The 6,515-nt window shown below is 70.8% G+C and carries 4 protein-coding genes; all 4 read right to left on the bottom strand.

The window, feature by feature from the left end; genetic code table 11:
* Positions 1–138 precede the first annotated feature (138 nt).
* Genes AB0K00_RS16030 through AB0K00_RS16015 form a run of 4 tightly spaced genes read right to left on the bottom strand, consistent with a single transcriptional unit; the run spans position 139 to position 6,514 of the window.
* Complete coding sequence (locus tag AB0K00_RS16030; protein ID WP_363521138.1) at positions 139–1,725, bottom strand: glycoside hydrolase family 13 protein; 1,587 nt, start codon at positions 1,723–1,725, stop codon at positions 139–141.
* A 34-nt stretch (positions 1,726–1,759) separates the two neighbouring features.
* Positions 1,760–4,672 (bottom strand): CBM35 domain-containing protein, encoded by a 2,913-nt coding sequence (locus AB0K00_RS16025; protein ID WP_363521135.1) that lies wholly within the window; start codon positions 4,670–4,672, stop codon positions 1,760–1,762.
* A 37-nt stretch (positions 4,673–4,709) separates the two neighbouring features.
* The gene (locus tag AB0K00_RS16020; RefSeq protein WP_363521133.1) at positions 4,710–5,585 is read right to left on the bottom strand and encodes a carbohydrate ABC transporter permease; all 876 of its coding nucleotides are present in this window, start codon (positions 5,583–5,585) and stop codon (positions 4,710–4,712) included.
* Positions 5,582–6,514 (bottom strand): sugar ABC transporter permease, encoded by a 933-nt coding sequence (locus AB0K00_RS16015; RefSeq protein ID WP_363521130.1) that lies wholly within the window; start codon positions 6,512–6,514, stop codon positions 5,582–5,584. Before AB0K00_RS16015 ends, AB0K00_RS16020 begins: the two co-directional genes overlap by 4 nt.
* Between the last annotated feature and the right edge of the window lies 1 nt (position 6,515).

Below are 6,515 nucleotides of genomic sequence, written 5' to 3'. Positions count from 1 at the left end.
GTGCCAAACCGCGCCCCCTCCCCCACACTTTGACCGCACGCCCCCGCCCCGGCCCGCCCGGGCACTTAATGCCCCCGCCCCCCCCGGCCGGGGGGGGGGGGGGGGGGGGGGGGCCCGGCCCCCCCCCCCGCCGCTCGATCAGGAAACGCGCAGCCAGGCGGAGGTGTCGGCCGGCAGCAGGCCGCCGTCGAGGGGGCCGCTGGCGAGCAGCACCACACCGGCGGGCAGGTCCACCGGGCCACCGGACAGGTTGACGACACATGCGAAGCCACCCTCGCGGGTGAACGCCAGGACGTCGGCCGGCGCGTCGAGCCATGCCATCGGGCCGTCGCCGAGGCCGGGTTCGGTGCGGCGCAGCGCCAGAGCCCGCCGGTACAGGCTGAGCATCGACGACGGGTCGCCCGCCTCCGCCTCGACCGTCCACTGTGCCCAGCCGTCCGGCTGCGGGAGCCAGCCGGGGGCGGCGGCGCCGTAGGGTGGCGCCGTCCCGGACCAGGGCAGCGGCACGCGGCAGCCGTCGCGGCCGGGGTCGGCACCGCCGGTCCGGGCGAAGATCGGGTCCTGTCGCGCCGCCGCCGGCAGGTCCTCGACCTCGGGCAGGCCGAGCTCTTCGCCCTGGTACAGGTAGACGGCGCCGGGCAGTGCCATGGTGAGCAGGGCGGCGGCGCGGGCCCGGCGGGTGCCGAGCGCCAGGTCCGTCGGGGCGAGGTGGCGGGTCTGGCGCAGGTGGTGGTCGAAGCCGGTCTCCGTGCGGCCGTAGCGGGTGACGTGCCGGGTCACGTCGTGGTTGGACAGCACCCAGGTGGCGGGTGCGCCGACGGTGGCGTGCGCGTCGAGGGTCTCGTCGACGCACCGGCGCAGCGCCTTGGCGTCCCACGGGCAGCCGAGGAAGTCGAAGTTGAACGCCGCGTGCAGCTCGTCGGGGCGCAGGTACATGGCGAAGCGGTGCGGGTCGGCGAGCCAGACCTCGCCGATGAGGGCGCGGCCCGGCTGGTAGCCGTCGGCGACCCGGCGCCAGCCGCGGTACACGTCGTGCAGCTCGTCGCGGTCGTTCCACGGGTGCGGGTCCGGCGGCGACGCGGGGTCGAAGTCGGGCAGTGCCGGGTCCTTGACCACCATGGCCGCCGAGTCGATCCGGATGCCGTCGACGCCCCGGTCGAACCAGAACCGCAGGACGTCCTCGAACTCCTCGCGGACGACGGGGTTGTCCCAGTTGAAGTCGGGCTGGCCGGCGTCGAACAGGTGCAGGTACCACTGCCCGTCGGCGACCCGGGTCCAGGCGGGCCCGCCGAAGATGGACCCCCAGTCGTTCGGGGGGAGGTCGCCCCTGCCGTCCCGGAACCAGAACCGGTCCCGATAGGAGGGATCCACCAGGGCCCGCTGGAACCAGGCGTGCGCGGTCGAGGTGTGGTTCGGCACGATGTCGATGATGATCCGGATGCCGAGGTCGTGTGCCTCGGCGATCAGCGCCGCGGCCTCGTCGAGGGTGCCGAAGGACGGGTCGATGTCGCGGTAGTCGGCGACGTCGTAGCCGGCGTCGGCCATCGGCGACGGGAACCACGGGCTGAACCAGATCGCGTCGACCCCCAGGTCCCGCAGATACCCGAGGCGGGCCCGGACCCCGGCCAGGTCGCCCACGCCGTCGCCGTTGTCGTCGGCGAAGCTGCGCGGATAGATCTGGTAGATGGCCGCGTCGCGCCACCATCGGGTGTCTGCTGTGGACACTGGAGGTCCCCGCTTTCTCGTTGTTGGTAAGGGTTTAGAAGCCGCTGTTGCCGGGGCCACGCACGAGCGTGTAGCCGGTGTTGTTCAACAGGCCGCCCGACGACGCGCCGCTGACGGTGACGTAGTTGAAGGTGGACGAACCCGCGGCCGAGATCTCGATGCCATACGTGCCGGCGCCGGCGATCCGCACGTGATCGAAGGTGACCCCGGAGATGGTGCGCTGCCACGTCATCAGCAGCCCCTGGTAGGTGCTGTCGAGGATGTCGACGTCCTTCACCAGGACCGGCGCGGTGATGTCGCGGGCCTCGGCGTACAGCCACAGCCCACCCATCGAGCTGCCCCAGTTGCGTTCGTAGCCGCCGGTGCGGGTCAGCGTGTTGCGCTGCACGCTGGTCGTGCCGGCGAACGGCTGCGCACCGTGCCAGGTACTGATGGCGATGCCGGCGGAGGCGTACACCGTGTCGGAGAACAGGTTGTCCTCGATCCGGTTGCCGTTGCCGCCGTAGATGGCCGCCGTGTTGGCGAGCATCGGCAGAGCGGCGGTGTTGAACGTGAACGCGGTGTTGGTCACCGGAGCCGAGTTCGACCACATGGCGAGGGCGTCGTCGCCGGTGTTGCGCAGGACGCTCTGCTCGACGCGGGTGTTGCGCAGGTCGCCGTTGAGGTTGACGCCGTCGGCGAACGTGTCCCGGATGCGGACCCCGGCGACGTACAGGCCGTCGGTGCCGCTGGACGCCCACAGCCCGACCTTGGTGTGCTCGATCCACAGGTTGTGCAGCAGCGAACCCGTGCCGAAGTTGCCTTCCAGGGCCGCGTCGAAGTTCGTGTCGTCGCGGTACCGGACGTCGCCGGCGATCGTGAAGTCGGCGAGCTGCACGCCCGCGCCGGTGGCGAAGAAGCCGCCCTTGCCGTTCGCGCCGCGGATCGTGGTGTGCCACTGCCCGGCGCCGCGGACGGTGACGTGGTCGACGTTGATGCGGGACGTGATGTCCCAGGTGCCGGCCGGCAGCCACAGGGTGCGGCCCTGCGACCTCGCGGCCGCGACCGCGGTGTTGAAGGCGCCGGTGTCGTCGCCGCCGCCAGAGACCGCGCCGTAGTCGGTGATGGACAGCGCGTTCGCGGGTGCGGTCAGCGCCGGCGCGACGACCTCGGTGTCGACGAGGTCGACGGTGATCGGGGTGCCGCCGTCGTTCTGCAGCTTCAGCACCGTGCCGGCCGGGTAGCTGGGCAGCGTGGTGCGGAACTCGTCGAAGAACCGGTGCGGCTCCCCACCGGCGGGGTTGTTGTTGTACGGGTAGGCGCCGTACACCCAGCTGTAGGTGGAGCTGACCGGCAGGTCCTTGACCTTGGCGCCACCGGCGTAGACGGCGAGGTTCGCGCTGGTGCCGGTGCCGGCCGCGTTGTCGGGCACGGACGCCCGCACGACCAGGGAGCTGGCCGGTTTGGTGAGGGTGAACTGCACGTACTTGCCGGCGTTGTCGAGGCGGACCGCCCGGCGCCCGGACGCCTCCGCGGCCACGGTCAGGTAGGCCCGGTCCGGGCCGATCGTGACCCCGTTGGTGCTGCCGCTCTCCGCCTCGTACTCGGTGTAGGGGACGGTCGCGCCGCGCGCGGCGAGGGCGGTGGACCCGGCGACGGCGACGTTGTCGAGGGCGACGTTGCCGGTGTCGCCGCTGTCGTACTGGTAGCCGATCAGGTTGAGCCCGGCCCGCAACGGCAGGGTCTGCGTGGCGGTGAGCCAGCCGCCGCCGGCGGCCAGGGTCAGCTGCCCGGCCTTCACGCCGTTGGCGTATACCGAAAGGGTCTTCGCGCTGCCGGTGCTGTTGGTGTACCGCAGGCTGGTGGCCGCGGTGCCGGCGGCGCTGACGTTGACGGTCCGGATGACCCGGGCGCCGGCGGCGGTGAAACCGGTGGCGTAGCCGGTGCCGGTGTAGCCGCCGATCGCGGTGGCGACGGTGGCGCCGCCGGACAGGAACGCGGTCTCCAGCTCCGCCCCGCCGGACGGCGGCGGCGTGGACGGTGACGTCGACGGGGTCGGCGACGTGGTCACGGCGGCGACGACGAGGTTGTCGAGGTTCACGTTGCCGGAGTCGGCGGTGTCGAAGCGGTACGCGACGCTGTTGCCGCCGTTGTTCAACGACACGGTGTCGACGCGGGTGGCCCAGCTGTCCCAGTTGGCGGTCGCCGGCAGCGACACCTGGGTGAGCCGGGAACCGTTGACGTACAACGAGAGCGTCATCGCCGACCCTGTGCCGTTGGCGTAGCGCAGGGTCAGCGACGACGAGCCCGCACCGGAGCGGCTGACGGTGAACGTCGTGGCCGCGTTGCCCCGGTTGCCGTCGGTGTAGCCGCCGACGAAACCGGACCCGGAGTATCCACTGTGGTCGGTGGCGACGACCGTGCCGCCGGACAGCGCGGCGGACTCGGCCTCGTACGTGCCGGCCGGCGGCGCCGGGACGTCGGCGACGACGAGACTGTCGAGGTTCACGTTGCCGGAGTCGGCGGCGTCGAAGCGGTACGCGACGCTGTTGCCGCCGTTGTTCAACGGCACGGTGTCGACGCGGGTGGCCCAGCTGTCCCAGTTGGCGGTCGCGTTCAGGGTGACCTGGGTGATGCGGGAACCGTTGACGTACAACGACAGGGTCTTGGCGGAGCCCGTGCCGTTGGCGTAGCGCAGCGTCAGCGTGCGTTGCGCGGTACCGACGACGCTGACGCTGAACGTGGTGGCGGCGTTGCCCTTGTTGCCGTCGACGTAGCCGCCGACGAAACCGGAGCCGGTGTATCCACTGTGGTCGGTGGCCGTGGCGGCGCCACCGCTCAGTGCGGCCGACTCGGCCTGGTAGGTGGTGGTGGCCGCTTCCGCGTTCAGGGTCGCGACCAGGATGGTGGAGGCCGCCGCGACCAGGGTGGCGGCCCCGATCGCGAGCAGGCGGGATCGTCGGAGCATCGAACCGATCTCCTTCAGGGGTGAAAATGGGGTGTTATCAGCCTTTGAGCGCGCCCGCGGACAGGCCGCTCAAGATGCTGCGTTGGAAGACGGCGAACACGACCACCATCGGGATGCTGGCGATGGCGAGCCCCGCGAACATCTCGTTGGGAGTCACGTAGCCGTTGAACGCCAGGCGGCTCAGCGCGACGCTGATCGTCTGGGCGCCCGGGTCGGGCAGCACGAGCAGCGGCCACAGGAAGTCCTTCCAGGCGCCGATGATCGCGAAGATCGAGACCACGGCGAGGACCGGGCGGGACAGTGGCAGCACCACGTGCCAGAGCATGCGCAGCCGGCCGGCGCCGTCGATGCCGGCGGAGTCGAGCAGCTCGTCGGGGATCTGGTCGAAGAAGCGTTTCAGGACGTAGATGTTGAAGGCGTTGGCGGCGCCCGGCAGCCACAGCGCCCATGGGGTGTTGAGCAGGTTCAGGTGCAGCAGCGGCACGTCGGCGACGGTGAGGTAGCTGGGCACCAGTAGCGCCGCGGCGGGCAGCATCAGGCTGGCGAGCATGCCGCCGAGGATCAGCTTGCCGAGGCGCGGCCGCAGCTTCGACAGGGCATAGGCGGCGGCGACGTCAACGGTGAGCTGGAACAGCCAGCCGCCGACCGCGTAGAACGCGGTGTTGAGCAGGTAGCGGCCGATCTCGAGCTTCCGCCACGCGTCGAGGTACGTCTCCGGGTGCCAGCTGTGCGGCACCAGCGTCGGCGTCGGCTGGGCGAGCTCGACGGGTGTCTTCACCGCGCCGGTGACCATCCAGTAGAGCGGGAACACGAACAGCGCGACGAAGAGCACCGCGAGCGACCACAGCACGATCCGGTACAGCACCGGGTGGCGGCGCAGTTCGCTGCCGGAGATCAGGGAACGCTCGCTCACGACGCCCTCCGGGTGAGTCGCAGGTACACGGCGGAGAACGCGCCCAGCACGACGAACAGCAGCACGCTCATCGCGGCGGCCATCCCGAAGTCGTTGTTGACGGTGAACGCGTAGCGGTAGATGAGCACCATGACGGTGATCGAGTCCGGGTTGGTGGTGCCGGTCAGCTGGTAGGGCTCGATGAAGACCTGCATCGTGGCGACGATCTGCAGCAGGAGCAGCACCAGGAGCAGGAACCGCATCTGCGGCAGCGTCACGTGCCGGATGCGGCGCCACACGCTCGCGCCGTCCAGCTCCGCGGCCTCGTACAGCTCGCCGGGGATGCTGGCCAGGCCCGCCAGGTACATGATGGTGGCGCCGCCCATGTTGGCCCAGGTGCTGACCAGGACGAGGGACACCATCACCATCCGCGGTGACTGGGTCCAACCGGACTCCGGCAGGTGCAGCGTTGACAGGATCGCGTTGAACAGGCCGTTGCCGGGGTCGTAGAAGTACTGCCACAGGATGACGGTGACGATCGGCGGGAGCATCACCGGCAGGTAGACGGCGAACCGGAAGAACCCCTTCAGGTGCCGCAGCTCGTGGATGACGATCGCGACCCCGAACGGCACCAGGTAACCGAAGACGAGGGCGAGGGCGGTGAACATCGCCGTGTTCTTCCACGCCGTCCAGAACAGCGGGTCGTCCAGCACGGCCCGGAAGTTGTCCAGGCCGACCCATTCCGGCTCGGTGACGAAGTTGTCCTGCTGGAACGCCAGGATGATGCCCTTGATGAGCGGCCACCAGCTGAACAGCCCGAAGCAGAGCAGGCCCGCCGCCAGGAACGCATAGGCGGTGGCGTTGTCGGCGATCCGGCGCTTCGTCCTTCCGCTCCGCGCGGCCCCCTGGTGCAGGGGCCGCGCGGGACGGGTGGGGGTGATCGTCACCATC

Origin of the sequence: Dactylosporangium sp. NPDC049525 (assembly GCF_040676755.1) — a bacterium.
GTDB lineage: Bacteria > Actinomycetota > Actinomycetes > Mycobacteriales > Micromonosporaceae > Dactylosporangium.
This window is presented reverse-complemented; position numbering and strand designations above follow the sequence as displayed.